Below are 26,383 nucleotides of genomic sequence, written 5' to 3'. Positions count from 1 at the left end.
CGGCGTTACGCGGACGAGCGGGTGCCGTCCCCCGCGCTCGCGCTCCTCCCCGGCCGGGCCGAAGCCGACCTGGCGGCGTCGTGGATGAGTTCCGCGACCGTACTCGGCCGGGACACCGCCACCGCGTGGGAGGCGTCCGGCAGTTCGAGCACGGTGGCGCCGGCCCGCTGCGCGGTGAAGCGCTGGACCGACGGCGGCAGCGCCTGGTCGGCCCCCGTCACCAGGGCCCAGGAGGGTGTGCCGCGCCAGGCCGCCACCGTCGGCGCGTCGGTCAACACCCGTTCCGCTGCCGGACGTTGGAGCGCGGCCAGCACCTGCGCCACCTCCGCGTCGAGGTCGGCGGCCACCAGCGGCCGGAAGCAGTCCGCGGGCACGGTGAGCTCCGTCGCCCGGCCGGTGCCCCCGACGGTGAACTCCGACCGCCGCAGCCGCGGGATGAGCGGCGAGGGATCGAAGCGACTCGCGAGCACCTCGTAGCTCTCGCCGACGTCGGGGAGGTAGGCGGCCACGTAGACCAGCGCGACGACGTTCGGGGCGCCCCCGGCCTCCGTGATCACCATGCCGCCGTAGGAGTGGCCGACCAGGACGACGGGGCCCTCTATGCCCGTGACGACGGAGGCCAGGTAGGCGGCGTCGTGGGCCAGTCCGCGCAGCGGGTTCGCGGCGGCGAGGACCGTCAGGCCGCGTCTGTGGAGTTCGGCGATGACGCCGAACCAGGTGGTCGCGTCGGAGCAGCCGTCGTGGACGAGCACGACGGTGGGCCGGGTGGGGTGCATGGCTGCCTTTCGGAGGGCGCCGGCGCCACGTCCCGCCGGCCGACGGGCAGGCCGTGTCACCGGCCGGCGGGAGGTGGCGTCGACGGCGCCGGGACGGAGGGGTCAGGAGGCCGGGCTGCGGCCGTCGCTCTGCGCGGCGTAGGCCTGCCATTCGCGGGGCGAGACCCCGTAGGCGTCGCGGAACGCCCGGCTGAAGTGGGAGTGGCTGACGAAGCCCCACCGGTGGGCGACGGCGGCGACGCTGGTCTGCCGGCGGGACGGGCGCTCCAGCTCCCGGCGGCAGGCGTCCAGCCGCCGCTGCCGCACCCACTGGCCGACGGTCATCCCGTCCTGCTGGAAGAGCTTGTGCAGGTAGCGCACCGAGATGTGCTGCGAGCGGGCGATCGCTTCGGGCGAGAGCTCCGGATCGGCGAGGTTCTCCTCGATGTGGGCGCGGATCCGCGCCAGCAGTTCGGCCGAGCCGCTCGGGTGCTCCGGGCTCTCCCGTTCGAGCAGTTCGGTCACCAGGATGGCGACGATGTCGGAGACGCTGCGGGCGAGGTGGTTGCCCGGCCGGGCGCGGTGGGCCCGGGCCTGGGTGGCGAGGGTCCGCAGGAACTGGGAGGCGAGCGAACCGACGCCCTCGTTCCCGCGCGCCAGCAGGCCGCCCGTGCGCCGGACGTCTCCGTGCCGGACGCCCAGGTAGAAGCAGGGGACGCGGAAGTGGATCATCCGGCACTCGGCGTCCTGCAACAGGCCCGCCGGGTGCACGGTGGTGCCGATCAGCAGGTCCCCCGGGGCGAGCGCGGTGCTGACGCCGTGGCGCCGGACGGAGGCCGCGCCGTGGACGTGCAGGGCGACGTAGAGGCAGTCCTCGGGGTCGGTCCCGGGCGGCGGGGAGAGGATGTCGATGCAGCCGCTGCCGCCGTCGGAGGCGGTTCGGCCGGGCTGGTGGACCCGGCCTTCGGGCGCGGGGGTTTCGGGCATGGGTGAGGGACCCGACGGGATCACGGGAGGCTCCGACCGGTTCGAATCGTTCAGGTGCAGGGGAGGTGGCCCGCCGGGCCGACGCGCGGGCGCGGCGTTCGGGCGCGTGGGCAGGGCGTTCAGCCGCGCGGGCGGGGCGTTCGGACGCGCGGGCGGGGCGTTCAGGAGAGGAACTTCTCCACGACGGCGTTGAACTCGCCGGGGTTCTCCAGGAACGGGAAGTGCGAGCTCGCGACGCTCTTCGGGAAGACGTGGAGGCGGGCGCCGGGGATCCGCTCGGCGATGAAGCGCTGGGAGGCCGGGTCGACGTGGCTTCCCTCGCAGCCGACCACCAGGGTCGGGACGTCGATGCACTCGAGGACGTCGCGCCAGTCCTGGGCGCAGTGGTCGAAGAGCAGCGGGACGCCCGCGTACGCCGGGGTGGCGCGGATCTGCTCGGTCACGAAGGCCAGCAGGTCCGGGTCGGTGTCGCCGCTGAACATCGAGCGGACGAAGTCCTCGCGGACCTTCTCCCCGTCCGGGCCGGCCAGCGCGGCGCCCAGCTCCAGGAGCCCGGCGACGTCGAAGATGGCGCCGGACTCGCGCTGCTCCGTCTCCGTCATCCAGGGCACCGCCGCCACCGCGGCCGGCTGGTCCACCAGGACGAGCCGGCGGATCCGGCCGGTGCCGTACTGGTCGGCGAAGCTCCACCACACCGAGGCGCCCATCGACCACCCGAGCGCGTCGAAGGCGTTCAGGCCCAGGTGGTCGACCAGGCCGAGGACGTCGCGGGCCAGCCGCGCGATGCGGTAGCCGTGGCGCGGCTTGCCGGAGCGGCCGTGGCCGCGGAGGTCCACCGTCACCACGCGCCGGCCCGGTGCCAGCCCCTCGACCTGGTGGCGGAACATCTCCTGCGTCTGCCCCCAGCCGTGGAGCATCACCAGCGGGACTCCGTCGCCGCCGCTGTCGCGGTAGGCCAGGCGCACACCGTCGTTCGTGATCAGTTCGTGCATGGTGCTCGTTCTTGTCCGTTCGTTTCGGCTCGCGGGTCGGGGAGTCCGGAACCCGCAGGTCGCCGGGGATGAGCGGCAGCTCGTGGTGACGATTCTCGCGGTGCGCTGAACCCGTTGGCCACCGCCCGACGTAGGGATTGCCCGACAGAGCTTCATCACTCTGTAGCAACGGCGTGCTTCGCCGCCGCGTCCGGAGGTGCCTCCAGCAGCTCCCACAGCCGCAGCCCCGTGTGCAGCACCAGGCGGTGCGCGCCGTTGTCCAGGTCCAGACCCGTGATCTCCTGGATCTGGCGCAGGCGGTAGTACAGCGAGGTGCGGTGGAGCTCCAGGGCCTCCGCGGTCTTGGGAACCGAGCCGGCGTTCTCCAGGTAGCAGCGCAGGGTCTCCTCCAGCCGGGAGTTGCCGCCGCCGTCCAGCAGACGCCGCAGCGGCTTCGGGAGGAGGGAGACGTTGAGCGCGCTGTCGGGCAGTTGGAGGAAGACCGCGTACTCCCCGAGCCGCTCCCAGTCGCCGACGCCCTCCAGTCGGGCCAGCCGGCGGGCCGCGCGCACCCCCACCCTGGCCTGGTCGTGGGAGATCCACGCGTCGGCGAGTGCCGTCCGGCGCCCGCCCACGCCCACCACCGTGGCGGGCCCCGGGCCCAGGAAGGTGGTCAGCGAGCGGAGGATCGCGCGGCTCTGCTGTTCCAGGTCCTCCTCCGCCGGTTCCCGGTCGAAGACCTGCACCAGGACCGCCCGGTCCTGCTCGATCGCCGCCAGGCCGCGGGCCGTTCGGGTCTGCCGGAACGGCTCCAGCGCACCGCGCAGGGCCAGCGCGACCTGCCCGGACGGCCCCCGCCGGTCGGAGACGGCCACGCTGGTCACCACGACGTGCGGGCCGGCCGGCAGGAGCCCGTCGTCCAGCAGGCGCTGGTGCGCCGCGCAGCGCTGCGCCGAGTCGGAGCCGACCAGCCGGTTCACCAGCCGCCGGATGTGCTCCTCGTCCTCGTCCGAGGCCAGTTGCTCGGCGTACATCTCGACCGCCACGGCGCGGGCGGCCCGGTCGATGGCGGCGGTCTCGGCCTCGGTGAGGGGCTCCCCGACCGCCACGACCATGAGGATGCCGAGCATGTGGCCCCGCTCGCGGATCGGGACGCAGTAGCGCGGTCGCAGCCCCAGGTCGTCGCGGCCCGGCAGGATCCCGGGCCGCGTCCACTGGGCGACGCCCTGCGACAGCACGTAGCGGATGGTCTCGTCGTCCGCGATGCCCTGCAGCAGGGTGCGCACGCGCACCCGGTCCTCGTCGCCGAAGTGCCGGCTGGTGCAGATCATCCGCACCAACGGGTCGTCGAGGACGACGGACCGCCCCAGCTCCCCGGCCAGGCCGTCCACCAACGTCTGCAGCGCCTCGCCGCCCGAACGCGCGCGCTGGATCCACTTCTGCATGATCAAAACCTCCGGCGCCCTTCATACAAGGAGCGAAACCGGATGGACAAACGTTCAACAAAGCGAGGAATCGGCGGCCCCCGGGCGGTCCCTCGCTCTGCGGCCACGGCCGGACGAGGCCCCGCCCGCGCCACCCCTGGAAGGCCGTGATCCACCAAGTGCCGTGCGAGGCAAGCTCGTTGAGCGCAAGCGGTACGACAGGACGGCCACCGGCCGGGCTACCCTCCGGTCGCCGGACCGCGCGGACGTCACAACGAGGAGCCCGCACCCGGCCCTCCGCACCGGGCGAACGGTGCGCGGATCGTCAGCTCGCGGTGCACGGCCGGAACATCCGGGCCGACACCGCTTCCTAGCCTGGGGAGGGATTCCGCCTCCCCCTGCTCCTCGGCAGCTCCCAGGGCCCGAGGCGAGAGCGTCGCGCGCCGCCGCCGGCCCCCGGCCGTCCGGCGCGCCCCCTCCCGACCGGACGCCCCCACGCGGCCCCAGCCCGGCTCTCGACCCCCGCCCCGACACCGCCCCAGGAGAAACCCGTGCCCGCCCACCACCCGCTCCCCAGCCCCCAGCCACGCCCGGAGGCCACCGGCACCGACGTCGTCCTCGACGCCCGGCTGGTCCTCGGCGAGCGCGAGTCCGTCGACATCCGGGTGCGCCTCGGCTACCGCAGCGACGACCCGCTCGCCGTCGCCCTGGAGTTCCTCGGGCCCGCGGCGGACGCGGGCACCTGGCGGTTCTCCCGCGACCTCCTGTGGGAGGGCCTGCAGAAGCCCGCCGGCCTCGGCGACGTCCGCATCTGGCCGCCCTGCACCTGCCACGGCCGCGCCTCCCTGCGCATCATGCTGCGCGGCGTCGACAGCGTCTGCCTGGTCGACCTCCCCTGCCGCCAGGTCCGCCGCTGGCTCCGCCGGGAGGCCTTCCCCCTGGTGCCCCCGGGCTCGGAGGGCACCCTGATCGACTGGACCACCGAACTGAACGGCCTCACCACCTGACGGCCCGGCCTCAGGAGGCGCGGCTCCCGTGCACCGTCGGCAGCTGGTGCCTCCGACCGCCGCCGCTCCCGCTCCCGCCGTCGTGCGGGAGGAGGTGTTCCCCTCGTCGGCGTCAACGACCGCAGGACGGTCCGGGGCACCGTGCCCGGTCAGGGCGGGGGGACGGGTGGGGAGCCGGCCCGTGGACGGTGTCGGTCATCCCCCGTCGGCACAGGCCTGCGCCTGCGCCAGGTACCGTGCCACCGGCCCCAGCGTCAGCAGCCCGCTCGCGCCGCCCGCGTGTTCGGCGCGGGCGGCGCGCAGGGCTGTCGCCGCGCGGGCGGCGACCGGGCGCTCGCCGAGGGCCGCGGCGGCGTGGGCGGTCAGGCACCAGAGTGCCTCCTGCATGTGATCGAGGGGTGGTTCGGGCGCCGTGGTCAGGGCGGTCCGGGCCTCCTCGGCTCGGTTGCGGGCGAGCAGCACCAGGGGCTGGGTCCAGGGGCGGTAGGGGCCCCAGTCGAGAGCGGGGTCGGTGGGTGCGGGACGGCCGTGCAGGAGGCGAAGGCCCAGGAGGGCGAGGGCGAACAGGCCGCGGTGCAGTCCCGGCATGCCCGCCGTCGCGGCGAGGGCGTCCTCGGCGGAACGGTAGTGCGCCGCGGCGGTGGCGGCGGTCGGTCCGCCCGGTTCGGTACTGCGCGCGGCCGTCGCCCGGGCCCGGAACCAGGCGGTGAGGACGGGGACGAGGGACGCCTCGGTGCTGACGGCGAGCTGCTCGGCGGCCTCGGCGTGTGCGGTCGCGGCGTCGAGGTCGCCGAGGGCGGAGGCGGACTGCAGGCGGATGAGCCGGCCGAGCACGGCGAAGTTCGGCAGTCCGTGCTCGGTGGCCAGGTCGAGGATCTCGGCGCCGATCACGTCGCGGGCCGCCGCGAGCCCGGGCCGGGTGAAGGACTGGAGGAACACGCCGTTGAGGGCGAACACCAGCAGGGCGGGGTCGCCCAGTTCCCGGGCCAGCGCCTCCGCTTCGTGCGCCGCCTGGGCGGCGCGCGCGAGCGCGGTGCCGGACAGGTCGGCGCTGCGGCTCTCGACCGCGACGGTGGCCGACAGTCGGGCGCGCAGGTCGGCGGGGCCGTCGGGGCCGAGCGCGGTGAGCGTGCGCTCGGCCGCCTCGACGACGGCGCGGGACTGCTCGGGATCGTCGGCCCGGCTCCAGAGGGCGGGCACGTCGTAGGCGCCGATGACACGGGCGGTCAGGGCGATGTCTCCGGTGCGCTCCGCCGCCCGGACGGCGGCGAGGCGGTCGCGCCGCGAGTGGACGAGGGCGTCACCGCCCGCCAGGGCCAGGGTGCGGGCCAGCTCGACGGTGGTGCGCGGGCCGAAGCGGGCGTCGGTGGTCCACACGGTGCGCGGCGGCTGGAGCATCGTGGCGCCGTGGAGGATGTCCGTCTCCAGCCGCCGCAGGTCGGGACCGGGGTCGAGCCCGAGCTGGTCCACCAGCATGGTGCGGGCGCGGCGGAGGGTGGCCAGCGCGTCCGCCTGACGGCCCGCCTGGTGCAGTGCGCGGGCCAGCAGTCCCCAGGCCGGCTCGCGCCAGAGGTGTTCGGTGACGTGGGCGCCCAGTTCGGCGACGAGCCCGGCACCCGAACCCGCGTCGAGCAGGATGCGGGCGCGCACTTCCGTCCCTTCCAGCCTCAGCTCCTCCAACCGGCTCCGCTCGCGCCGGGCCCAGGCGGAGCCGGTCACGTCGGCGTAGGCGGGGCCGCGCCAGGCCGCGAGGGCCGCTTCGAGTTCGGTCAGCGCGTCGGGTGCGCGCCTGGCGCGGGCCAGGGCGTCCTCGAACCGGTGGGCGTCCACGTGGTCGCGGGGCAGGCGCAGCGCGTAGCCGGGGCCTTCCGTGACGAGGACGCGCGGCGGGGTGCGGGGTGGCCGCTCGGGTTCGAGGGCGCGACGCAGCGCGGCGACGAACGTGCGCAACGCCCCGACGGCGCGGTCCGGCGGCTCGGCCCACAGGTCGTCGACGAGGGTGTCGGTGGCGACCATCCGTCCCTCGGCGGCGACGAGCCGGGCGAGCACCTCGCGGTGGCGGGGTCCGCCCAGGTCGACCGGGGTGCCGTCGTCCAGGAAGGCCCGCACGGCACCGAGTACGTCGATTCGCATGCCCTCCATCTTCCGGCTCACGGGACCGCGACGTCGAGGCGTACTGATCGGCTGCTGATCGCCGGCGCCCATGCTCGTCCCGTCAGTCCACGGACCGGGGCTCCCGCCGGTCCGCCGACCCCAGGAAGGGACCTCTCATGACGCTCGCCATTCCCGGCTTCGACCGCCTCCGCCTGCCCGGTGCGGACGGTGTGGAGCTCGCCGCCTCCGTCGGTGGCGACGGCAGCCCGGTCGTGCTGCTGCACGGCTTCCCCCAGACCCACCTGATGTGGCGGCACGTCGCCGGGCGGCTCGCCGACCGGCACACGGTGATCTGCCCCGACCTGCGCGGCTACGGCGCCAGCGACAAGCCGGAGGCCACCGGACCCGAGGTGTACTCCAAGCGCACCATGGCCGCCGACGTGGTGGCCTCGGCGGCGGCGCTCGGCCACGAGCGCTTCGCCCTCGTCGGCCACGACCGCGGCGCCCTGGTCGCCTTCCGGGCGGGCCTGGACCACCCGGAGACCCTCACCCACCTGGGCATCCTCGACGTCGTGCCGACGCTCGACATGTGGAACGTGCTCCACGGCGTCCCGGCGGCGGTCGGCTACCACCTGTACCTGATGGCGCAGCCGCCGGGGCTGCCGGAGACGATGATCGCCAACAGCGCGGACGCGTTCTTCGGCTCGTTCCTCGACGCCTGGGCGAACGACCCGGCCGCGCTGCCGCCGGAGGTGCGCGCCGAGTACCTGCGGGCGAGCGCCGCGGCGGTGCCGTCGATCGTCGCGGACTACCGGGCCTCGGCGGGCATCGACGTCCTGCACGACCAGGCGGACCTGGACGCCGGGTCGCAGCTGGCGATGCCCGTGACCGTGGTCCAGCAGGACTGGGGAGACCGGCTGGGCTACGACGCCGCCGCGGTGTGGCGGGCGTGGGCGCCGGACCTCGACCACCGGCTGACCGGGGCGGGGCACTTCATGGCCGAGGAGGCGCTCGACCAGATCACGGAGGTGATCCGGGACCTGCTGCTCCGCTGAACCGTCCGCCCGGGCCGGGGGGGACGGCGGCCGAGCCGCTCGTCACCGTGACCGCAACGACCGGGCGGCGGGCGCGGGGGCGGAGCGGAGGTGCAGCGGGGCGGGGCGGGGCGGCCGATGAGCGCCGAGGCCGGCCGTCCCCGCCCGCGCGGTCAGGCCATTTCGACGTAGCGGTGGACCCGGTCGAAGCGCCCGGCCGCCGCGTCCTGGCGGCGGATCACCCAGTGGGCCACGCCCGAGTCCAGTTCCGTGACATCGTCGCCGCACCTCCAGGTGGCCAGGAGGGCCCAGTCGTCGGCGCCGTCTCCGTGGGCCGTACCGCCCTCCTCGGAGGGGTCGGCCTCCTGGGGATCACGGGCGTAGTGGACGGGGTCGTTCTGGGGCGAGACCGGATGGCCGCCTATCTGCAGGTCCCAGGAAGGCCGGTGGCCGCCCCCGTGGGCCCAGGCGTCGGCGAGTTCGTCGGCGAGTTCGAACTGCTCGTCCTCGGGGAAGTCGCCCCATCGGTCGAGGGCGAAGCTCTCCGGCATCGGCGCGCTCGGCTGGTGCCACACGGTGCGGAGTTCACGCGGCCGGTACGGCCCGCGCCCGCCGCGTCCGAGGGGGCCGGGTCCGAGGGGGCTCGGGGCTGTCGGGGACCCGGCGGGGAGGTACAGCACCGCGTCGGACACCTGCCCCCCGACGTCGTGCACCTCGACGCCGGAGAAGAGGAGCAGGTGGCCGTCGGCGGGCAGCGGGAGGCCGGTGGCGCCCGGCGGGAGGGCGGCGAGGTCGACGGAGGCCACGAAGGGGTCGGACGGCCTCGGCACGCCCTGCGGCAGCGGGGGGTGGCCGCCGATCCGGGCCGCGACGGGGCCGTCACCGCCCTCCGCCAGGTACACCGCCGGACGGGCGACACGGATCCATTCCTCCACCTCCTCCGACGGCAGGCCCAGGGATGCCGCCTCGGCCCGGAAGCGGCTCACTCTGTCCATGGTCGTGTCGGTCACCGGGGCATCCTCAGGGGCTCGTGGGCGGACAGCGGAAATGTCGAACTCGCTTGAATGCGACGCAATTTGGCGCTACCTATCGCTGAAGCGCGATGCCGCCGGGGGCTGACGGCCCGTGACCGGCGCGGTGTGCCGGTGATGGGGGACGTGCACGAGCGGCGCCGGCAGGCCGGTGCCCTGCTCGACGACCTCGACGGCGCGGTGGCGGAACTCGCCGGTCGGCGCGGGCGGCACGGGCGTCTCCTCGGTTCGCGGCGGGCGCGGCTACCCGTCGATCATGCGGTGGGGAACCCGGCCGACGCGATCGGGCTTGCCATTCCGGCAAGCCTGCCGGACGGAGTGGTGACCGCGAGGGCGCGGCGGCGGCTGTGGCGGCGGCCGCGCGGACGGCCGCCTCAGGTGCCCGGGTTGGCCGCCAGGATCGTCCGCACGACCTCCCGCACGTCCTGCCAGCTCCGGTAGGTGCCGACGCCGGGGACCACCAGGGGCGGGGTGGCGGGGTCGGCGGTGGTGTTGCGGGCGAAGGCGGAGATGGCGGCCCATTCCGTCCGGAGCCCGAAGAGGTAGCCGTTGAGGATGGTGTGGTAGTTGCGGACGGTGCCGTCGAAGACGGCGTCCCACGCGTCCCGGAACGCCGGGAACCGGGCGGCCTCCGAGAAGGCGCCCATGTAGCACATCATCGTCCCGGCGATGACGGCGCGTTCGCTGCCGTCGGCGACGCCGCCGAGCCGGGTGGCGCCGTTCAGCATGTCGTCGAGCGAGGCGACGGACGGCTCCCGGCCGCCCAGGCCGTAGGCCTCCCGCAGGGCCGCGTAGCTGCCCGCGAGATCCAGGAGGTGCACCGTTCCGCCGCGCGCCATCTCGTCGCGCACGTTGGCCGACACGTCCTTGAAGGCGTACAGCGTCCCGTTCCTGGTGCGGAAGCCGCCGACGTACAGGGTCGCGGGGTTCAGGTAGAGGGTGACCTGCTCCACGTTCCGGTGGTCGCGGATGCGCAGGGCGATGAGTCCCGGGCTCGTCGACTGGGTGACGTACACGTCGCCGTCGCGGAACACGTGGCCGGCCGCCTGGCGCAGGTCCAGCACGGCCTGGTGGTAGCGGGCGACGTTGTTCCGCTCGTCGACCGTGTCGATCCTCAGGACGACCTCCCTGGTCGTGCCGTTCGGCGTGTCCGCCCGGGCCGCACCGGCGGCCGGCCCCAGCAGCGCGGCCGAGGCGGCCAGAGTGAGGGCCGTCAGCCGGCGGACGGCCCTGATTCCCGGGACATGTGACAACACGACACCATTCCGTTCTGCTCGGTCGCGCTCAGTGTGATCCGCCGGCCGCCTCCACCGCAAGGCCCTTCGTCACCGCAAGGCCGTCGGCCACAAGGCTCCTGACTTGCTGTCACACATCACCGCCCTGTCCGGTCAGTCCGGTGGAACGTGGAGAGTGTGCCACGTTGTCACATCGCCGAGGGCACCGGAGGTCTGGACGTCGTGCTGACAAGAACCCGCTGGAGCGGGATCATGAACCCTTTGCTGGTGTTCGTGATCGCCGTTCTCACCGTCGCCGCCACCGGGGTCGGGGCGCAACCCGCCGAGGCGGACACCGGGCCCGGCTTCTGGAGGTACCTGCACACCAAGATCATCGCGGACGCCTCGTCGGACATCTCCGGCGAGCGCGAGTACAAGGAGGTCGTCGACCTCATCCGCCGGGCGGCGGGGCACCCGTTCGACGGTGACATCCAGGAGATCCAGGAGCACGCGGGCGGGCTCATCGTCCTCGAACTGGAGGGCGACCTGAACGAGCACCGGGGCACGCTGCTCATCAACCCGCACTCGCTCTACATCGCGGGCTTCGCGACCGCCCACAACTACTACTACTACTTCAGGGACGCGGCCCCCACCGTCATCCAGGAGATCCGGGCCCTGGCCGTGTCGCAGCACGGCCATGCCGTCGAGCTGCCCATGAACGGCTCGTGGAACGATTGGGAGCAGCGGATCGCCGAGTCGGGCGTCGGGCTGCAACGGAACTTCAACGCCGCGGACTTCGGCAGTGCCGGCTGGCAGCTCTGGCGGTTCCCGCCCGGGCCGGTGCGGAACCTCGACATCCCGTCGATCGCGGAGTCCATGCGGACCCTGTCCGCCGCCTACGAGCTCGGCGTGCGGTGGACCAGCTTCCGTGACGACGTCGCCCAGGCCATGGGGCGCACGACGTACCAGACGAGGGTCCCGGTCTACGACGAGAGGGCCTTCGAGGTCCGCCGGGCCTGGACGCGGTGGGTCAACTGGGCCGAGCGGTACGCGGTCTGGTGGCGCAACCACCGGGCCGCGCAGGCTTCCACCCCGCTCCCGGAGGGCATCGACATCGGCCCGATCAACGGGACGCTGAACACCGTGGGCGACGTCCACCGGGAGGTCCGGATGACGGTGTACCTCAAGGGGGCCCACTGAGGCGCCGGAGACGGAGCCCGGCCGGAGGCGGACTCGCCTCCGGCCGGGCTCCGTTGCTCCGCGGGGACGCCGCGACGCGCCGCCGCTACTCCCGCCCCTGGGTGTTCGTCAGGATGCGCAGCGCGGAAGCCACGTCGGAGACGGTGCGCAGCGTGCCGTTCGCGGGCCCCAGGGTGACGGGGAAGGGCAGGGCGTCGCCGCCTGCGGTGCGGTCGTTCGCCAGGAAGGGGATGTTGGGCAGGGTGTCGTTGCTGATCTTCTCCCAGTTGGCACGCAGTTCCCTGGTGCGGTTGTCCATGACGACCGCCGAGGAGGTGTCGTTGGCGAGGGCGTCGCCCATGCGGTCGCGGAAGAGGGTGTAGTGGGACGCCTGCGCGTAGGCCGGGCTGAGGGTGAGCAGGTACTGGGCGGTCTGCGGGAGGAAGCGGTCGATGTACTCCGGCTCGGGCGAGCCGCCCAGCGAGGAGGCCGCGTCGCGGAACGACCGGGTGCCGATGCCGGTGGGGGCGGTCAGGCCGCCGCTGGTGGCCGCGGTGTACCAGGCGTCGAAGGATCCGGAGAGGTGTGTCTGGTAGGTGCGCGCCCCGATGTTCCTGGCGTACCTCTTCATCTCCTCGACCATGGCGGGGTTGGCGTCGCTGAAGTAGAAGACGACCTCGTTGCGGGCGTGGAAGCCGGTGAGGTACCCGCTGTGGGGGTTGAGGAACAGGGTGACGAGCCGGGCGCCCGTGTGGTTGCGGATGTCGATCCCGATGATGCCGTCGGTGTCCGCCTGACTGAGCCGGACGTCGCCGCGGACGGTGGGGCCGGCCATCCAGTTGCGGATCTGGGTGACCACGGAGAAGTACTGGTCCCGGCCGGCGCCTCCGCCGGGGTGGGCGGGGTCGTCGTCCAGTTTGTGGATGACCCAGGTCACCTTGTCGGGGGGTACGGCCGAGGCGGCCGGCGGGGTGCCGAGGGCGGTGAGGGCGAGGGCGGCGGTGAGGGCCGCGATCGCCGGGCGTACGGTCCGTCGCATGGTGGGTTTCGGTTTCACACCCAACTGACAGCCCAGGGCGTGTGATTGTGACGGCTGCCGGCGGTGCGGGCGCGGGTGCCGGGGCCCCGGTCTGTCACACCGGGCGGTTCTGCCCGGTCATCTGTGTGGTCGCCGTGGCCGGTGCTTCCGGTGGCCGGCCGCCCGTGACCGCGTCCGCCGTGCGAATCAGGGAGCTGAAACACCGTGTCATCCACACTTTCCGTCCGCCGTGCCCTGCGTTCCGCGGTGGTGGGGTTGTCCGCCGTCCTGACGGCCGTGGGGGCCGGTGTCCAGCCGGCCGGGGCGAGCGTGCCGGGCGGGGAGGTGTCGTGGGCGGTCCACATGCTGGCGGACGGGCAGGGACCGGACACGGACGACGGCACGGCGCGGTACTACTCCGCGCTCACCCGGATCCGCGACTACGAGGCGGGAGGGCCGGCCTTCCTGCCGGGGGTCAGGTTCACCCAGTCCTACCAGGACGGGGTGATCGGGGTCGACGTCCGCAACCACCTGTCGGCCCGCCAGGTGGTGCTGTTCCTGAACCCGCGCACCGGCTACCTCGCGGGGTTCCTCACCGGGGCCGGGACCGTCTACTACTTCGACGACGCCAACGCGGACGTGGTCGCGGAGCTGCGGGCCTTCGCGGACACGCCGGGGACGTCCCGCCGGGCGGTGCGCCTGGGCATCTCCGGGTCCTTCGACCGCTGGTACGACCTGGTGGTCTCCGGCGGGCTGGACGCCCCGACCAGGATCAGCACGGTGGGCTTCCTGGCCGCCGCCGCCAGCCTCGGCGGCCTGCCCGGGCCCGACCAGGTCGGCCGGTACCTCCCGCAGATCGCCGCCGCCCTGCTGACGGTCAGCCCGGCCTACGCGGACGCGGCGCGCTGGGCGCCGTTCCGCGACCGGATGGGGGCAGCCCTGGCGAACGGGGTGTCGAGCGAGGTCGTCATCGACGACCGGACCAGGGAGCTGCGGTCCCGCACCTACGCGGTGGCCGGCGAGATCGCCGACCGCTACCGGGCCGCGCGGGCGCCGGGCGGCGGCACCTTCCCCCAGGCCCCGAGCTCCACCACCGCCTATCCCGCCGCGGACCGCATCACCATCGGCCCCCGCAACGGGGCGCTGAACACCCCGGCCGACTACCAGCGGCTGCTCCGCATCATCCCCAACTTCGATGGTCTGCCGCCGAGTTGACCACGACCCGGCCCTGCCGCCCCGGCGGCGGGGCCCTTCCAGCAGGAGGCACCACCATGCGACGCCGGAACTTTCTGCGGCTTTCCGCCGCCCTGTCCCTCGCCGGCCCCGTCACGGCGGCCGGCCCCGTCACGGCGGCCGGCCGCGCGCAGGCGGCCCCGGCCGACGTGCTGCCCGGCCGGGCCGCGGTCGTGGAGAGCGTGCGCCGGGTCAACGACCACTGGATCAACGGCCACGGCGATCCCGGCGACAACCTCTGGGCCAGGGCCACCTACTTCGGCGGCACCATGGCCGCCTACCGGCTGACCGGCGAGCCGCGCTACCTCGCCTACGCCGAGTCCTGGGCGGAGAAGCACGACTACGGCCTCGCCGGCGGGGTGACCACCCGGCACGCCGACAACCACAACGCCGGCCAGGTGTACCTGGACATCCACGAGGTGCGCGGCGGGGAGGAGCGGATCGCGGCCATCGAGACGTCCCTGCACCGGATGGTCCACACCGACCGGCCCGAGAAGGACGACGACTGGTGGTGGGTGGACGCCCTGCACATGGCGATGCCGCCGATGGCCCGGCTCGGCGCGCTGCGCGGCGACAGCGCGTACTGGGCGAAGATGTACGCGCTGTACGACCACACCAAGCGGGTCCGGGGCGGCGGCCTGTACGACTACACCCACGAGCTCTGGTACCGCGACGACACCTGGTCCCCCGGCGGCGCCGGGCGGCTGTCGCCGGACGGCAGGCCGGTGTTCTGGTCCCGGGGCAACGGGTGGGCCTACGCCGCCCACGCCAAGGTGCTGGCCGTCCTGCCGTCCACCGACCGGCGGGCGCCCGAGTACCGGTGGAACATGCAGGGGATGAGCCGCGCCCTGCTGGCCCGGCAGCGCCCGGACGGCTTCTGGAACCCGTCCCTGGCCGACCCCGGGCACCTGCCCGGCCGGGAGTCGAGCGGGACCGCCCTGTTCTGCTTCGGCCTGGCCCACGCCATCCGCACCGGCGTGGTCGACCGGGCCACCTACCTGCCCGTCCTCGCCAGGGGCTGGAACGCGCTCGTGCGGGACGCCGTGCACCCGGACGGGAGGCTGGGCTGGGTCCAGGGCACCGGGGACCGCCCCGAGTCGAGCCGGCCGATCACCTACGAGAGCACCGCCGACTTCGGGGTCGGCGCCTTCCTGCTGGCCGGCTCGCAGGTCGCCCGGCTGGCCTCCTGACCGCGCCGGGTGGCGGGCCGCGCGGGGGCGCCCGGCGGGCTACCGGGCGGCGGCCGGGGCCAGGAACTCCTCCAGGGAGCCGACGTCGCCGGTCCTGGCCGCCGCGAGGAAGACCTCCAGCAGCCGCCGGTGCTCCCCCGCGTCCGCCCTCTCCCGCCGGCCGGCCGCGAGGCGGCGGCGGGCCCGGCTGGCGATCTGGCGGACGTTGACGGCGCTGAGGCGCAGCATGCCGGCGATGTCGGTGTAGGTGTACTCGAAGGCCTCCCGCAGGAGGTACACCGCCCGCTCCGCAGGCGTCAGCGTCTCCAGGACCAGCAGCAGGGCGAGTTCGAGCTCCTCGGCCTGCTGCACGCCGGCCTCGGGGTCGGCCGTGGTGTCGACGCGGTCGGGCGGCCAGGCGCCGACGTAGCTCTGGCGGCGCGAGCGGGCGGACTGGGCCACGTTGATGGCCAGCCGGGTGGTGGCGCGCGACAGGAAGGCCACCGGGCTGATCACGGCCGTGCGGTCGGTCTTCTGCCAGCGCAGCCACACGTCCTGGACCACGTCCTCCGCCTCGACCGCACTGCCCAGCATCCGGTACGCGATGCCGAAGAGGTGCGGCCGCAGGCCCTCGAAGACGGCCGCGGCCTCCTCCAGGGCGCCGTCCCCGGCGGCCGGCCGGGGGGCCGTCCACGTCCCCGACCACTCTGCGGACTGTTCTTCGCACTCGGTCACCACGGCTCCGTTCGACACCCGGCATCCGTCGATGCCCTGGTGGACACGCTGCCGTCCGGACCCGTCCCGGGGCGCCGGGGAGATCCCCGGTCCACCCCCGGGTGTCCCCCCGGGCCTTCGGCGCCCCGGCCGTCAGGGACCGGCCAGCACCGTGCGGAGCTTGTTGCGCGAGGTGACGTCGAGCTTGGTGAAGACCTTGCCCAGGTGCCACTCCACGGTGCGCGGGCTGATGAACAGTTCGGCGGCTATCTCCGCGTTCGTCATGCCGTCGGCGGCCAGCCGGGCGATCTGCCCCTCCTGGGCGGTGAGCGCCTCGCGGAGGTCGCCCGCCTCGGCCGGGCGGTGCCGTACCGTCTCGCCGGTGGCCAGGAGTTCGCGCCGCGCGCGCTCGGCGAAGGCGCGGGCGCCGAAGCGCTGCAGCATCCCGTGGGCGGTGCGCAGGTACTCGCGCGCGTCCGTCCGCCGGTTCTCACGGCGCAACCACTCGCCGTACACCAGGTGGGCGCGGGCGAGGTCGACGGCGATCCGGCCGCGCCCGAGGCGCTCGACGGCCTCCCGGTGCAGCCGTTCGGCGGCCGGGCCCTCGCTCGCCAGGGCCCTGGAGCGGGCCAGCACGCCCAGGGCCCAGTCCGTACCGCCGGCCTCGGCGCGTTCCTCCAGCCGGCGCAGCGACGCACCGGCCGCCTCGGGGGCACCGGCCCGTACGGCCGCCTCGACGTGCTCGGCCAGGGCGGACCCGACGAGCGCCAGGTCCTCGTACGCCACGGCCTGTTCGGCCTGCTCCAGGGCCTCCCGGTAGTGGCCGAGGCCGTTGTACAGGACCGCGAGGAGATAGTGCTCGGCGCCGATCGCCCGCCCCTCGCCCCACGAGGTCGCTTCCGCGACGCCGCTGCGGATCGTCTCCGCGGCCTGCTCGCCCTCGCCGCGCCAGGCCGTGAGCAGGATCGAGGGGTAGCCCATCGGCGAGTGGCCGGCCGCCTCCGCGAGGGTTCCGGCCTCCTCGACGAGCGCCGCGGCGAGGTCGAAGTCGCCGGTGTGCACGGACAGGACGGCCCGGTATCCGAGCGCCAGCGGCAGGAAGTTGAGGGCGCCGCTCTCGCGGGCCGACCTGACCGCCCGCTCGGTCAGCCGGTGCCACGTCTCGTCGTCCCAGACCTCTCCGGCGACCAGCCAGGTCAGCCAGAGCCAGCGCATGGCGTCGCCGCCCTCGTGCGCGGCGGCCTGCCGGAACGCCCCCAGCGCCGACCTCAGCAGCGGTCCCCCGGCGGCGCAGCCGTCGGCGAACCAGGCCACCAGGCCGTCCAGGAGCAGGTCGGTGGGCCGCGCCGGGTGTGGTGCGGGCGGTGCCGTGCGGGCGGCCTCGGCGACCTCCCGCACGCCGGTGCGGTCCGCCAGGCGTCCGGCGTAGACCGCCGATCCGATGGCGTCGAGGTAGGCCTCGCGGGCGTGCGCGTCGCCGGTCCGGGCCAGTCGGCCGGCCGCGTCGAGCAGCAGGGGCAGCGCCTCGCCGCCGCGCCTGCGGGCCAGCACCAACTGGGCGCGCAGCCGGGTCAGTCGGGCGTGCTGTGCCTCGTCCGGCCGGCTCAGCTCGGCGGCGGCGAGGAGTTCGAGCGCCGCGTCGGGGGAACCGGCGTCGAACGCGGCCCGGGCGGCGGCCTCGGCCCGGGCTCCGCGGCGGACCGGGTCGGGCGTCAGCTCGGTGGCCCGTCTCAGGAACGCCGCCGCCGCGGCGATCCCGCCGCGGGCCTGGGCCCGGCCGGCCGAGCGCTCCAGCTCGCCCGCCAGGGCCTCGTCGGGTTCGAGGGCCGCGTGGGCGCGGTGCCAGGCCCGGCGGTCGGAGTCGACGTCGGGGTCGGTCGCCTCGGCCAGTGCGCGGTGGACGTCCCGGCGCACGGTGGGGTCGGCGGCGCGGTAGGCCGCCGAGCGCACCAGCGGGTGGCGGAAGCGCACCCGGGTGCCGAACTCGACGAGTCCGGCCGCCTCGACGGCTCCCGCGGCGTCCGCGTCGATGTCGAGCCGCTCGGCGACCCGGCGCAGCAGCGGCACGTCGCCCACCGGTTCCGCGGCCGCCGCCAGCAGCAGCCGCTGGGCGGCGGCCGGCAGCGATCCGATGCGCCGCAGGTAGGTCTGCTCGATCTGGCCGGCCAGCGGGCGGGCGTCCGGGCGCCCGAAGCCGCCGGCCAGTTCGGCGGCGGTCAGTCCCCTGGTCAGCTCCAGCAGGGCCAGCGGGTTGCCGCTGGTCTCGGCGACGATGCGGTCCCTGACCCGCTCGTCCAGCCGGCCGGGGACCAGCGACTCCAGCAGCGCCCGTGCGTCGTCCTCGCGCAGCCCCCGGACGACGGTCTCGGGCAGCCCGCGGAAGGGGTCGCCGTCCGCGGCGGGCGCCGAGGCGCGCACCGCGAACACCAGCGCCACCCGCTCGGCGAGCAGCCGACGGGCGACGAAGGCCAGGGTCTGGGCGGAGACCCGGTCGAGCCACTGGGCGTCGTCCACGACGCAGACCAGCGGCTCCTCCTCCGCGGCCTCGGCCAGCAGGCTGAGCACCGCCAGGCCCACCAGGAAGCGGTCCGGCGCGCTGCCCGCGCTCAGTCCGAACGCGACGGACAGGGCGTCGCGTTGCGGGCCGGGGATGCGGTCGAGGCGGTCCATCAGGGACACGCACAGCTGGTGCAGTCCGGCGAAGGGCAGCTCCATCTCGGACTCGACGCCGACGGCCCGCAGGATCCGGCAGCCCGTCGCGCCGTCCACCAGGTACTCCAGCAGGGCGGACTTGCCGACTCCGGGCTCGCCGCGCAGCACCAGCACCTGGCCCCGGCCCGTCCGGGCACCGGCGATCACCTGGTCCAGCGCTCCGCATTCGCCCCGCCGGCCGCGCAGCGCGGGTAGCCCGCGCGGGCCGCGCGACCCGCGCCGAGGGGCGCCGCCCGCCATCCACCACCACCATGCAGTTCAAGGTTCGGCCCTGATCGGCTCAGGCCGTCCTCATCATGCATCAGCTCGCGTGGACGAACAAACGGTGCGCCGGTTCCCTTGCGGGACCGCCACGGTGAGGCTCCGTCACCGCACTGCGGCGTCCGGCGCCGGGGGCTCACTCGCCCGATCCGGGTGCGCCGCCCGGTGTGGCTCGACGGCTGCGCGACCTCGGCCGGCTTCTGCAGCGGCGTCCAGTGGTCGTGGTCGATCCGCAGGATCCCGGGGGCCCGCGGCGAGGTCGCCGGCCTCTCGCCGGACCCGACCGGGCAGCCGGGGTCGCGCACCCCCGGATCGACTCCCGGACGGTGACGGGAAGACGGACTCCCGCCGCCGGGTGGGGCGCCCCACCCGGCGGCGTCCTCACCCGGCGGGGCGCGGGGCGCGGAGGTGGGCGCGTTGCTCGAGCTCCTCCTCGGAGACGAGTTCGAGCATGGGCCTGCCGGGGGCGCAGAGCATGGTCACCACGAACCGGGTCCGCGCGTCGGCGAGCGCGTTGCCGTCCTGGTAGTGGATGGCGTCGCCGCCCGGCTCCCAGAAGGTGCCGCCGGCCTCCACCACCCGCTCGGGCTCGCCCTCCAGCTCGAAGCGGACCGCGCCCTCGACCACGTACCCGAAGGCGGGCCCGGAGTGGCGGTGCGGCGGGGTGCCCGGGTCGCCCGGCTCCCACTCGATCCGCACGGTCATCGCGGAGGCGCCCTCGGGGATGGTCAGCGGCCCGGCGTCCTGCAGCATCCGGGCCGCGGTCGTCCAGCTCGCCGACGACGCCGGGTCGCCGGCCGGGTGCGGGTGTCCTGCGTGGTGGTCCGACACTGTCGTGCACCTTCCGTCCGTCGCCTGGTTCCGGGCGGGGTGCTTCTCCCCCGCCCTTCGGCAGTGTTGACCGGGCACGGTGGGGATGTGTGACACGTGGGGAGCGTCGCGGGTGTCACAGCACCGGGATGCCGACGGCCGTCACGCTCGCCCCGTAGGCCGTCCGGGCGAGGACGGACGGAGTTCGGGATTCTTCCGGCCTGCCGTCACAACCGTCGCGTCAGCCCGGTCTTTACCTGGTGAGGACCCGGAACCCGAACATCCCGAGAGGATCCCCCATGAAGGTCGTAGTCATCGGCGGCACCGGACTGATCGGATCGAAGCTGGTCGCCGGCCTCGGCGAACAGGGCCACGAGGCGGTGGCGGCCGCGCCGAGCACCGGCGTCGACACGCTCACCGGTGCGGGCCTCGCCGAGGTGCTCCACGACGCCCGGGTCGTCGTCGACGTGTCCAACTCCCCCTCGTTCGCGGACGACGCGGTGATGGAGTTCTTCCGCACCTCGACGGCCAACCTCCTCAAGGCCGGGGCCGAGGCCGGTGTCGCCCACCACGTCGCCCTGTCGGTGGTCGGCACCGAACGCCTCCAGGCGAGCGGCTACTTCCGGGCCAAGCAGGCGCAGGAGGAGCTGATCGAGGCGTCCGGGCTGCCCTACTCCATCGTGCACGCCACCCAGTTCTTCGAGTTCGTGCGGGGCATCGCCGCCGCGGCCACCGACGGCGACACCGTGCGCCTCGCCCCGGTCGGGATCCGTCCCGTCCTCTCGGACGACGTGGCCGCCGTCGTGGGCCGTACGGCCGTCGGCTCCCCCGTCAACGGCGTGGTCGAGGTGGCCGGTCCCGACACCTTCCGGCTGGACGAACTCGTCCGCGAGACCCTGGCCGCCGACGGCGACCCGCGCACCGTGGTGACCGACCCGCACGCCGGGTACTTCGGCAGCGAGCTGCGGGAGACCACACTGCTGCCCGGCCCCGGCGCGCACATCGCCGGGGCCCGCTTCGCCGACTGGCTCGCCCGGCCCCGGCCGTGAGCATCCCCCGCCCCTGCCCGCTGCCCTCCGTCCCTTCCTGCCCCGCCGACACAGGACGCGTGATGACCACCATCCCGGGAACCCCGCCCGCACTCGCGGCCGCCGCGCGGTCCCTCGCCGCGGAGGCCGCCGCGCTCCAGGCCCGCGCCGCCGAACTGCGCGGCACGCTCGCCCTGCTCGACCTCCGGATGCGGTCCGTGTCCGACTCCCTGCAGCGGCTCCGGGGCGCCGGTGCGGGACAGGTGCCCGCACCGTCCTCCCCCGGGTCCTGAGCGCCCCCGGGCGGTCGGCTCCCTCCGATCGCCCGGCCGGTGACGACGAGCCGCGGGAGCGGGAGGGCGGGCCCGTGGAGTCCGCCGGCGAGGCGCCGCCGATCGGGGGGCCGGTCGACGAACGCGGCGGTGCGCGGGGCAGGCGGCGTGCGGTACGACCGGCGGGCCGCGGCGGTCCTCGGCCTCGACCTCGCGGGCCCTCGCATCGCCCGGAGCCGGGTCGTCACCGATCCCGACAAGCCGTGCTCCTGGAACCGGGCCGTCCCCGGGCGCGGTCGAGGACCGACACCGTGCGTCCCGCGCCCCGGCGCTGAGCGGCTGTCGGCGCCGGGGGTGCGCGGGGCTCCTCGCTAGGGTGTGACGCGGTCCCTGCGGGGAGCCGGACGGCCGGCCGGGGCGGGCCGGGCGCGGACGCGACCACCGGGGTCGAGGACGAGAGGAACACAAGGTGTCTGTCACCCACACGGCACATCACATCGAGGTCACGGCCGAGGGCCTCCAGGAGGACCTGGCCCGGCTGGAGGTACAGAAGCAGGCCCTGGAGCGGGAGTTGGCCGCGGTCGTCGCCCATCTCGGTTCCGTCAAGCGGGCGCTCGACGCCCTCCAGGCCCTGATGTCCTCCGCCGGGCCTGGGTCCTCGGGTCCGGGTGGCGCCGGAGCCTCCGCGCCCCGGCCGTCCCGGCCCGCGGCGGGCCCGGACGACGCCTCCGTCACCGCCGACGCCCCCGCCGCTGCCGGGCGCGAGGGCCGCGGCGCCATGCCGGAGCCGGTTGGCGAGGAGGGCGCCCCGAAGCAGTACGGCAGGCTCACCGAACGGATCCTGGCCTACTTCGACGACGCCGGCGACGCCGACGTGCGCGCCCGCGACGTCGCCGAGGCGCTCGGCCGCGCCACCGACAGCGGCAGCATCAACGCCGTCCGCAGCACCCTCGACCGCCTGGTCGCCTCCTCCCGCGTCCGCCGCACCGGCCGCGGCCTGTACCGCGCCGTGTGAGTCGACCTCATCCGGCACCCGAACCAGCGACCCACCGCCCACCACCGGGCCCCGGCCGTCGCGGCACAGTGGCCGCCGGCAGGGGAACAGCCCGTCCAGTCCGACGTTTCCCCAGGTCAGCGCGCCCGTCCGCGCGACTTCAGCGGGATGCCGGGCAGCTCCGGGGCGGGCAGGCGGGCGCCCGCGTAGCCGTGCACCTCGCCGAACCGCGAGCCGTTCTCCCAGTCGTTCCGCGCCTGCGCGATCTCGTCACCCGAGCGGCCGATGAAGTTCCACCACATGACGATCCTCTCGTCGAAGGGCTGGCCGCCGAGGAGGAGGACGGCCGCGTCGCCGTGGGCGCGGAGCGGGAGGTCGGGGCGGCCGCAGCCGAGGTAGAGCATGGAGCCGGGCTCGACCGGGACGCCGTCGACGTCGGTGCGGCCGGACATGGCGAGGACGGCGTACTCGAAGTCGGGGACGAGCGGCAGGCGGAGGTCCGTGCCGTCGGTGAGGGCGAGGTCGGCGCCGACCAGCGGGGTGTGGGTGGTGCCGGGCGAGGTGGCGGTGTCGAGGGTGCCGAGGATGACGGTGGCGCGCAGGCCCGGGGCGGTGACCACGGGCAGGTCGGGGTGGTGCTCGAAGGAGGGGGCGACGCGCCGGCTGGCGTCCGGGAGGGCGACCCAGAGCTGGGCGCCGTGCAGGTGGCGGGCGTGCGGACGCGGGGACTCCTCGGAGTGCGAGATCGCCCGGCCTGACGTCATCAGGCCCAGCTCGTACGGCCGGACTGTCCGGAGGCTGCCGAGGCTGTCGCGGTGCAGCACCTCGCCCTGGTGGAGCCAGCTGACCGTCTGCAGCCCCATGTGCGGGTGCGGCGGGACCTGCATGCCGGGCTCGTCGGCGATGTCGTCGGGCCCGTAGTGGTCCACGAAGCACCAGGCGCCGACCATCCGGCGGCCCAGGTTGGGCAGCAGCCGGCGGACCACCGTGCTTTCGCCGAGCGGGAACTGACGGGCCGTCAGCAGGTCCTTCACGGGGCCGGTGCCGGCCTCGCGGCCGCAGCTGGTCGGGGCGGGCCTGGTGTCGAGGTTGCTCATCGCGGTTCCACCACCGTACGGGGAGACGGAGAGGGGCCGGCGCCGTACGGGGTGGACGGGCCGGGCGGGGTTCTCGGGGACGCCGTCACCGATCATCCGCCACGGTGCGGCATTCCTCCACCCGCGCCCGGCCGTCCGGCCGTCGGAACGGCGAGCGGTGAGCGGTGAGCGGGCGGGCCTCAGTGCCCGCAGGCCCACCAGGCGTCGGCCGACGCCTTGCCGGCCAGCTCCCGCAGGTTGCGGACCGCCTCGGCCGGGTCCTCGGCGCCGTACACCGCCGAGCCGGCCACGAACACGTCCGCGCCCGCCTCCGCGCAGCGCTCGACCGTGTCGGCCGCGACGCCGCCGTCCACCTGGAGCCACAGTTCCAGGTCGTGCTTGGCGATCAGCTCCCGGGTGCGGCGGATCTTCGGCAGCATGATGTCCAGGAAGGCCTGGCCGCCGAAGCCGGGCTCGACGGTCATGATCAGCACCATGTCGAGCTCGGGCAGCAGGTCCTCGTACGGCTCGATCGGGGTGCCCGGCTTGAGCGCCATCGAGGCGCGGGCGCCCTTGGCGCGGATCTCGCGGGCGAGCCGGACGGGCGCGGCGGCGGCCTCGACGTGGAAGGTGACCGAGCCGGCGCCGGCCTCGACGTACTGCGGGGCCCAGCGGTCGGGGTCCTCGATCATCAGGTGGAGGTCGAGCGGGATGTCGGTGGCGCGGGCGAGCGACTCGACCACCGGCACGCCGAGGGTCAGGTTGGGCACGAAGTGGTTGTCCATGACGTCCACGTGCAGCCAGTCGGAACCCCGGACGGCCTCGGCCTCGTCGGCGAGCCGGGCGAAGTCCGCGGACAGGATGCTGGGGTTGATCTGGGCCATGACCGACTACCTTCGTACGAGGGCTTGCGAGGGCTGGGCGCCCCCGGAGCGGGCACCTCATCCCATCATCCCGCGCGCCACCGCCGCCGACCGCACTCGGCGACCTCCGCGTGACCGTCATCACACCCGCTCCGGGGTTACCGGGGCCCTCGCCGTGGTCATCAGCCCTGGAAGGGTCCGCAGTCCTGGAAACGGCCCGCAGTCCCGGAACGGCCCGCGGTCCCGGAACGGCCCACAGTCCTGACACGTCCGAGGAAGGTCTCCCGATGACCGATCCCGTCCACCCCGCCCGCGCACTGTGGTGGCTCTTCGAGCCGGTGCACGCCGTCACCTACTTCCTGCCCGAGGGCGGCACCGCCTTCGAGGAGGCGGGTCTGCGCGGCCGCCTGCACGGCTACTTCGGCACCCGCGCGGCCCCGCTGGGCGCGGTGGACGCCCCGCCGGTGACCGCCGCGTTCTTCACCTTCGCCCCGGCGATGGTCGAGCGCGCCCTGCCGGAGGTGTGGACCCGCACGAGCCCCGAGGAGGCGCTGACCGCCCGGCTGAAGGCCTCGGCGACGATCCTGGGCGGGCTGCTGGAGCACGTGGACCGGGACCAGGTCGAGCTGGTCGCCGAGAGCCTGGAGCAGGCCGCCACCCGGCTGGACTGCGCCGGCCGGGTGCTGGCCGCCGCCAACGCCGCGCTCCCCCGCCCGAGCGGCCTGTACGAGCGGCTCTGGCAGGCCGCCACCGTGATGCGCGAGCACCGCGGCGACGGCCACGTGGCCGCCCTGGTGGCGGCCGGGCTGGACGGCTGCGAGGCGCTGGTGGTCCGCTGCGCGATGGACATGCGGCGCGAGATGATCCAGCCGCTCCGCGGATGGACGGACGCCGAGTGGGAGGCGGCCGCCGAGCGCCTGGTCGAGCGCGGCTGGCTGACCGCCGAGGGGGCGCTCACCGAGCTCGGCCGGATCCGCCACCAGAGCCTGGAGGCCGCCACCGACCTGGCCGCCGCCCGGGTCTGGGACGGCTACCCGCGTACCGAACTCGACCGGCTGGCCGCCGCGTTGAAGCCGATCTCGGCGCTCTGTCGCGGCCGGCTGCCGATCAACCCGATGGGACTGCCGGACAACAACCAGTGACGGCCGGTCCGTTGCGTCCGGACGAGGACGGCCCGGGCGGGCCCAGCACGATCCCCCGCCCGGCGTAGAACCGCCCGAACGACCGCCACGGCACGCGCGCGAAGGCCTGCGACTCCCCCGGGAACCCGGAGGGGTTGTGGATGAGCAGCGCCGTGTCCGTGGCGCCCACCGCCAGCACCAGGTGCCCGCCGCGCCGCACCGGCTCCGGCCCGTGCGGCTCCCGGATCGACGGGTGCACCGACACCATCACCAGTCGGCCGTCGGCCACCTCCGCCGCTACTTGACGCTCCGTCAACTCCCTTGCTCGCGCGGTCAGCCACCAGCGCCGCTCGACGTAGTCGGCGAACGGCGCGTGGATCAGCCCGTGCAGGCTCTCGCCGTCGCGCCGGTACGCGCCGGCCGCCACGCACTCGCCCGCGAGCGCCATCGCCGCCGGGCTCACGCCCCACCAGTGCGCCAGCGCCATCCGCAGGCAGGCCACCCCGCACAGCCGCCAGGACCACCAGGCGTACTCCTCCGAGGTGGCCGCGCCGGACTGCCCCCAGCGCGGGTCGGCGGACGCGTCCAGCCGCCCGTCGACGATCTCCCGCACCAGCTCCGCCGACTCCCACTGCGCGTGGTACGGCACGTCGTGCACCACCCGCAACGGCCGCGCCGGCGCCTGCGGCCGCGCGTCACCCAGATCCACCATCCCCCGACGCTCTCACGGCACGGCGGCCGGACGACCGGCGACACTCCCGGCGCGGCCGCGCTCAGGCGCCGCCGGTCCCTCCAGCCCCGCCGACCCCGCCGGGCGCGCCCGCCCCGCCGGCCGCCGGCTCCCGGTACGCCAGCCGCTGCGCCGCGTTCCGCCCCCGCGCCTCCACCGGCAGCGACCCGGTGGCGGCGGCCAGGCCGAACGGCGGCATGTCGAAGTAGATCGACTCGTACCCGCCCGGCGGCACGATGTACGTCTCGTGCCAGAGCCCGACGTGCCCGCGCACCTTGCCCTCCCGCTGCTTGCGGTTGGCGATGCCCCACACGGTGTGGTGGAAGCCGTCCGGCGCGTGCGCGTAGCCGTACAGCTTCTCCTTCGACTCCCAGTACTGGACGACGTAGTAGGTGCGCGGCGAGGCGGTCAGCAGGATGCGGCCGCGCAGGCCGCGCTCGGGGGCGCGGCGCAGCTCGTACAGCATCCGGAGCATCGCGTACATCACCGGGGCCCAGTGGTGCACGGCCCAGAACCGGTTGATCCGCATGCCGATCAGCAGCACCACCGTGTCGCCGGTGGCGGCGGCGGTGGTGAAACCCGGCTGCGGTCTGGCGAACAGGGACAAATCCGCCTCCCCCGTACCTTGCCCATGTAGGCCGTGACTACATCAGCGCCGGGCGCCCCGGTCAAGGCTCGCCACGGGC

At 75.0% G+C, this 26,383-nt stretch carries 23 protein-coding genes and 1 pseudogene; 9 read left to right on the top strand and 15 right to left on the bottom strand.

Annotated elements, in window-relative coordinates:
- Positions 1–5 precede the first annotated feature (5 nt).
- From ACZ7RU_RS19210 to ACZ7RU_RS19195, 4 genes are all read right to left on the bottom strand, one after another.
- Positions 6–776, bottom strand: coding sequence for an alpha/beta fold hydrolase (locus tag ACZ7RU_RS19210; RefSeq protein WP_470342099.1), 771 nt, complete (start codon positions 774–776; stop codon positions 6–8).
- A 102-nt stretch (positions 777–878) separates the two neighbouring features.
- On the bottom strand, positions 879–1,742 hold the full coding sequence (locus ACZ7RU_RS19205; RefSeq protein ID WP_470342098.1) for a helix-turn-helix domain-containing protein: 864 nt from the start codon (positions 1,740–1,742) through the stop codon (positions 879–881).
- Positions 1,743–1,903: 161 nt separating this feature from the next.
- Positions 1,904–2,734: an alpha/beta fold hydrolase gene (locus tag ACZ7RU_RS19200; RefSeq protein ID WP_470342097.1), complete on the bottom strand. Its 831-nt coding sequence runs from the start codon at positions 2,732–2,734 to the stop codon at positions 1,904–1,906.
- Between the two features lie 155 nt (positions 2,735–2,889).
- The gene (locus ACZ7RU_RS19195; RefSeq protein ID WP_470342096.1) at positions 2,890–4,158 is read right to left on the bottom strand and encodes a PucR family transcriptional regulator; all 1,269 of its coding nucleotides are present in this window, start codon (positions 4,156–4,158) and stop codon (positions 2,890–2,892) included.
- A 530-nt stretch (positions 4,159–4,688) separates the two neighbouring features.
- Here ACZ7RU_RS19195 and ACZ7RU_RS19190 point away from each other — a divergent pair.
- On the top strand, positions 4,689–5,144 hold the full coding sequence (locus ACZ7RU_RS19190) for an SsgA family sporulation/cell division regulator (protein ID WP_470342095.1): 456 nt from the start codon (positions 4,689–4,691) through the stop codon (positions 5,142–5,144).
- A 195-nt stretch (positions 5,145–5,339) separates the two neighbouring features.
- Here ACZ7RU_RS19190 and ACZ7RU_RS19185 read toward each other — a convergent pair whose 3' ends face one another.
- Positions 5,340–7,277 carry a BTAD domain-containing putative transcriptional regulator gene (locus ACZ7RU_RS19185; RefSeq protein WP_470342094.1) on the bottom strand — a complete coding sequence of 646 codons (1,938 nt, stop codon included), beginning with the start codon at positions 7,275–7,277 and terminating at the stop codon, positions 5,340–5,342.
- Between the two features lie 137 nt (positions 7,278–7,414).
- On the opposite strand from ACZ7RU_RS19185, the gene ACZ7RU_RS19180 reads away from it, so the two are divergent.
- Positions 7,415–8,293 (top strand): alpha/beta fold hydrolase, encoded by an 879-nt coding sequence (locus ACZ7RU_RS19180; RefSeq protein ID WP_470342093.1) that lies wholly within the window; start codon positions 7,415–7,417, stop codon positions 8,291–8,293.
- 152 nt (positions 8,294–8,445) lie between these two features.
- On the opposite strand, the gene ACZ7RU_RS19175 is transcribed toward ACZ7RU_RS19180, so the two are convergent.
- Both ACZ7RU_RS19175 and ACZ7RU_RS19170 read right to left on the bottom strand, forming a co-directional pair.
- Positions 8,446–9,282, bottom strand: a complete 837-nt coding sequence (locus tag ACZ7RU_RS19175) for a DUF1963 domain-containing protein (RefSeq protein WP_470342092.1) — start codon at positions 9,280–9,282, stop codon at positions 8,446–8,448.
- Positions 9,283–9,677: 395 nt separating this feature from the next.
- The gene (locus ACZ7RU_RS19170) at positions 9,678–10,559 is read right to left on the bottom strand and encodes a ribosome-inactivating family protein (protein ID WP_470342091.1); all 882 of its coding nucleotides are present in this window, start codon (positions 10,557–10,559) and stop codon (positions 9,678–9,680) included.
- Between the two features lie 231 nt (positions 10,560–10,790).
- On the opposite strand from ACZ7RU_RS19170, the gene ACZ7RU_RS19165 reads away from it, so the two are divergent.
- Positions 10,791–11,717 carry a ribosome-inactivating family protein gene (locus ACZ7RU_RS19165; RefSeq protein WP_470342090.1) on the top strand — a complete coding sequence of 309 codons (927 nt, stop codon included), beginning with the start codon at positions 10,791–10,793 and terminating at the stop codon, positions 11,715–11,717.
- Positions 11,718–11,802: 85 nt separating this feature from the next.
- Here the strand turns inward: ACZ7RU_RS19165 and ACZ7RU_RS19160 are convergent, their stop codons facing one another.
- The gene (locus tag ACZ7RU_RS19160; protein WP_470342089.1) at positions 11,803–12,735 is read right to left on the bottom strand and encodes a ribosome-inactivating family protein; all 933 of its coding nucleotides are present in this window, start codon (positions 12,733–12,735) and stop codon (positions 11,803–11,805) included.
- 204 nt (positions 12,736–12,939) lie between these two features.
- Between ACZ7RU_RS19160 and ACZ7RU_RS19155 the strand changes: the two genes are divergently transcribed.
- Together ACZ7RU_RS19155 and ACZ7RU_RS19150 are read left to right on the top strand one after the other, a co-directional pair.
- The gene (locus tag ACZ7RU_RS19155) at positions 12,940–13,929 is read left to right on the top strand and encodes a hypothetical protein (protein WP_470342088.1); all 990 of its coding nucleotides are present in this window, start codon (positions 12,940–12,942) and stop codon (positions 13,927–13,929) included.
- Positions 13,930–13,985: 56 nt separating this feature from the next.
- The gene (locus ACZ7RU_RS19150) at positions 13,986–15,137 is read left to right on the top strand and encodes a glycoside hydrolase family 88 protein (protein WP_470342087.1); all 1,152 of its coding nucleotides are present in this window, start codon (positions 13,986–13,988) and stop codon (positions 15,135–15,137) included.
- A 48-nt stretch (positions 15,138–15,185) separates the two neighbouring features.
- Here the strand turns inward: ACZ7RU_RS19150 and ACZ7RU_RS19145 are convergent.
- The 3 genes and pseudogenes from ACZ7RU_RS19145 to ACZ7RU_RS19135 all read right to left on the bottom strand — a co-directional run.
- A pseudogene (locus ACZ7RU_RS19145) lies at positions 15,186–15,773 on the bottom strand (sigma-70 family RNA polymerase sigma factor); the annotation flags it as partial.
- A gap of 210 nt (positions 15,774–15,983) precedes the next feature.
- Entirely contained in the window at positions 15,984–18,782 is a 2,799-nt protein-coding gene (locus tag ACZ7RU_RS19140) for an ATP-binding protein (RefSeq protein ID WP_470342086.1), read from the bottom strand.
- Between the two features lie 402 nt (positions 18,783–19,184).
- Positions 19,185–19,556 (bottom strand): cupin domain-containing protein, encoded by a 372-nt coding sequence (locus ACZ7RU_RS19135; RefSeq protein WP_470342185.1) that lies wholly within the window; start codon positions 19,554–19,556, stop codon positions 19,185–19,187.
- Positions 19,557–19,912: 356 nt separating this feature from the next.
- Between ACZ7RU_RS19135 and ACZ7RU_RS19130 the strand changes: the two genes are divergently transcribed.
- The 3 genes from ACZ7RU_RS19130 to ACZ7RU_RS19120 all read left to right on the top strand — a co-directional run bounded on the left by ACZ7RU_RS19130 (position 19,913) and on the right by ACZ7RU_RS19120 (position 21,928).
- Positions 19,913–20,662 (top strand): SDR family oxidoreductase, encoded by a 750-nt coding sequence (locus ACZ7RU_RS19130; protein ID WP_470342085.1) that lies wholly within the window; start codon positions 19,913–19,915, stop codon positions 20,660–20,662.
- Positions 20,663–20,724: 62 nt separating this feature from the next.
- Positions 20,725–20,934: a hypothetical protein gene (locus ACZ7RU_RS19125; protein WP_470342084.1), complete on the top strand. Its 210-nt coding sequence runs from the start codon at positions 20,725–20,727 to the stop codon at positions 20,932–20,934.
- 448 nt (positions 20,935–21,382) lie between these two features.
- Entirely contained in the window at positions 21,383–21,928 is a 546-nt protein-coding gene (locus tag ACZ7RU_RS19120; RefSeq protein WP_470342083.1) for a hypothetical protein, read from the top strand.
- A gap of 116 nt (positions 21,929–22,044) precedes the next feature.
- On the opposite strand, the gene ACZ7RU_RS19115 is transcribed toward ACZ7RU_RS19120, so the two are convergent.
- Positions 22,045–23,004 carry a pirin family protein gene (locus ACZ7RU_RS19115; RefSeq protein ID WP_470342082.1) on the bottom strand — a complete coding sequence of 320 codons (960 nt, stop codon included), beginning with the start codon at positions 23,002–23,004 and terminating at the stop codon, positions 22,045–22,047.
- Positions 23,005–23,183: 179 nt separating this feature from the next.
- On the bottom strand, positions 23,184–23,867 hold the full coding sequence (gene rpe, locus ACZ7RU_RS19110; protein ID WP_387751062.1) for a ribulose-phosphate 3-epimerase: 684 nt from the start codon (positions 23,865–23,867) through the stop codon (positions 23,184–23,186).
- 266 nt (positions 23,868–24,133) lie between these two features.
- Between rpe and ACZ7RU_RS19105 the strand changes: the two genes are divergently transcribed.
- A complete protein-coding gene (locus ACZ7RU_RS19105; RefSeq protein WP_470342081.1) occupies positions 24,134–24,988 on the top strand; it encodes an SCO6745 family protein in 855 nt (284 codons plus the stop codon).
- Here ACZ7RU_RS19105 and ACZ7RU_RS19100 read toward each other — a convergent pair.
- Both ACZ7RU_RS19100 and ACZ7RU_RS19095 read right to left on the bottom strand, forming a co-directional pair.
- Positions 24,954–25,679, bottom strand: coding sequence for a C39 family peptidase (locus tag ACZ7RU_RS19100; protein ID WP_470342080.1), 726 nt, complete (start codon positions 25,677–25,679; stop codon positions 24,954–24,956). The two genes, ACZ7RU_RS19105 and ACZ7RU_RS19100, sit on opposite strands and share 35 nt — an antisense overlap.
- A gap of 61 nt (positions 25,680–25,740) precedes the next feature.
- Positions 25,741–26,298, bottom strand: coding sequence for a DUF4188 domain-containing protein (locus ACZ7RU_RS19095; protein ID WP_470342184.1), 558 nt, complete (start codon positions 26,296–26,298; stop codon positions 25,741–25,743).
- Positions 26,299–26,383: the final 85 nt, after the last annotated feature.

The sequence above is a fragment of the Kitasatospora sp. NPDC114501 genome (assembly GCF_055633695.1).
The sequence above is the reverse complement of the archived record's forward strand: the minus strand, read 5'-3'. Positions and strand labels throughout refer to the sequence as shown.

Bases quoted from the DNA above. Each gene is read 5' to 3' on its own strand.
- ACZ7RU_RS19210 (WP_470342099.1), bottom strand. From the start codon at position 776: ATGCACCCCACCCGGCCCACCGTCGTGCTCGTCCACGACGGCTGCTCC.
- ACZ7RU_RS19205 (WP_470342098.1), bottom strand. From the start codon at position 1,742: ATGCCCGAAACCCCCGCGCCCGAAGGCCGGGTCCACCAGCCCGGCCGA.
- ACZ7RU_RS19200 (WP_470342097.1), bottom strand. From the start codon at position 2,734: ATGCACGAACTGATCACGAACGACGGTGTGCGCCTGGCCTACCGCGAC.
- ACZ7RU_RS19195 (WP_470342096.1), bottom strand. From the start codon at position 4,158: ATGCAGAAGTGGATCCAGCGCGCGCGTTCGGGCGGCGAGGCGCTGCAG.
- ACZ7RU_RS19185 (WP_470342094.1), bottom strand. From the start codon at position 7,277: ATGCGAATCGACGTACTCGGTGCCGTGCGGGCCTTCCTGGACGACGGC.
- ACZ7RU_RS19180 (WP_470342093.1), top strand. From the start codon at position 7,415: ATGACGCTCGCCATTCCCGGCTTCGACCGCCTCCGCCTGCCCGGTGCG.
- ACZ7RU_RS19165 (WP_470342090.1), top strand. From the start codon at position 10,791: ATGAACCCTTTGCTGGTGTTCGTGATCGCCGTTCTCACCGTCGCCGCC.
- ACZ7RU_RS19160 (WP_470342089.1), bottom strand. From the start codon at position 12,735: ATGCGACGGACCGTACGCCCGGCGATCGCGGCCCTCACCGCCGCCCTC.
- ACZ7RU_RS19150 (WP_470342087.1), top strand. From the start codon at position 13,986: ATGCGACGCCGGAACTTTCTGCGGCTTTCCGCCGCCCTGTCCCTCGCC.
- ACZ7RU_RS19140 (WP_470342086.1), bottom strand. From the start codon at position 18,782: ATGGCGGGCGGCGCCCCTCGGCGCGGGTCGCGCGGCCCGCGCGGGCTA.
- ACZ7RU_RS19135 (WP_470342185.1), bottom strand. From the start codon at position 19,556: ATGCTGCAGGACGCCGGGCCGCTGACCATCCCCGAGGGCGCCTCCGCG.
- ACZ7RU_RS19130 (WP_470342085.1), top strand. From the start codon at position 19,913: ATGAAGGTCGTAGTCATCGGCGGCACCGGACTGATCGGATCGAAGCTG.
- ACZ7RU_RS19125 (WP_470342084.1), top strand. From the start codon at position 20,725: ATGACCACCATCCCGGGAACCCCGCCCGCACTCGCGGCCGCCGCGCGG.
- ACZ7RU_RS19115 (WP_470342082.1), bottom strand. From the start codon at position 23,004: ATGAGCAACCTCGACACCAGGCCCGCCCCGACCAGCTGCGGCCGCGAG.
- rpe (WP_387751062.1), bottom strand. From the start codon at position 23,867: ATGGCCCAGATCAACCCCAGCATCCTGTCCGCGGACTTCGCCCGGCTC.
- ACZ7RU_RS19105 (WP_470342081.1), top strand. From the start codon at position 24,134: ATGACCGATCCCGTCCACCCCGCCCGCGCACTGTGGTGGCTCTTCGAG.
- ACZ7RU_RS19100 (WP_470342080.1), bottom strand. From the start codon at position 25,679: ATGGTGGATCTGGGTGACGCGCGGCCGCAGGCGCCGGCGCGGCCGTTG.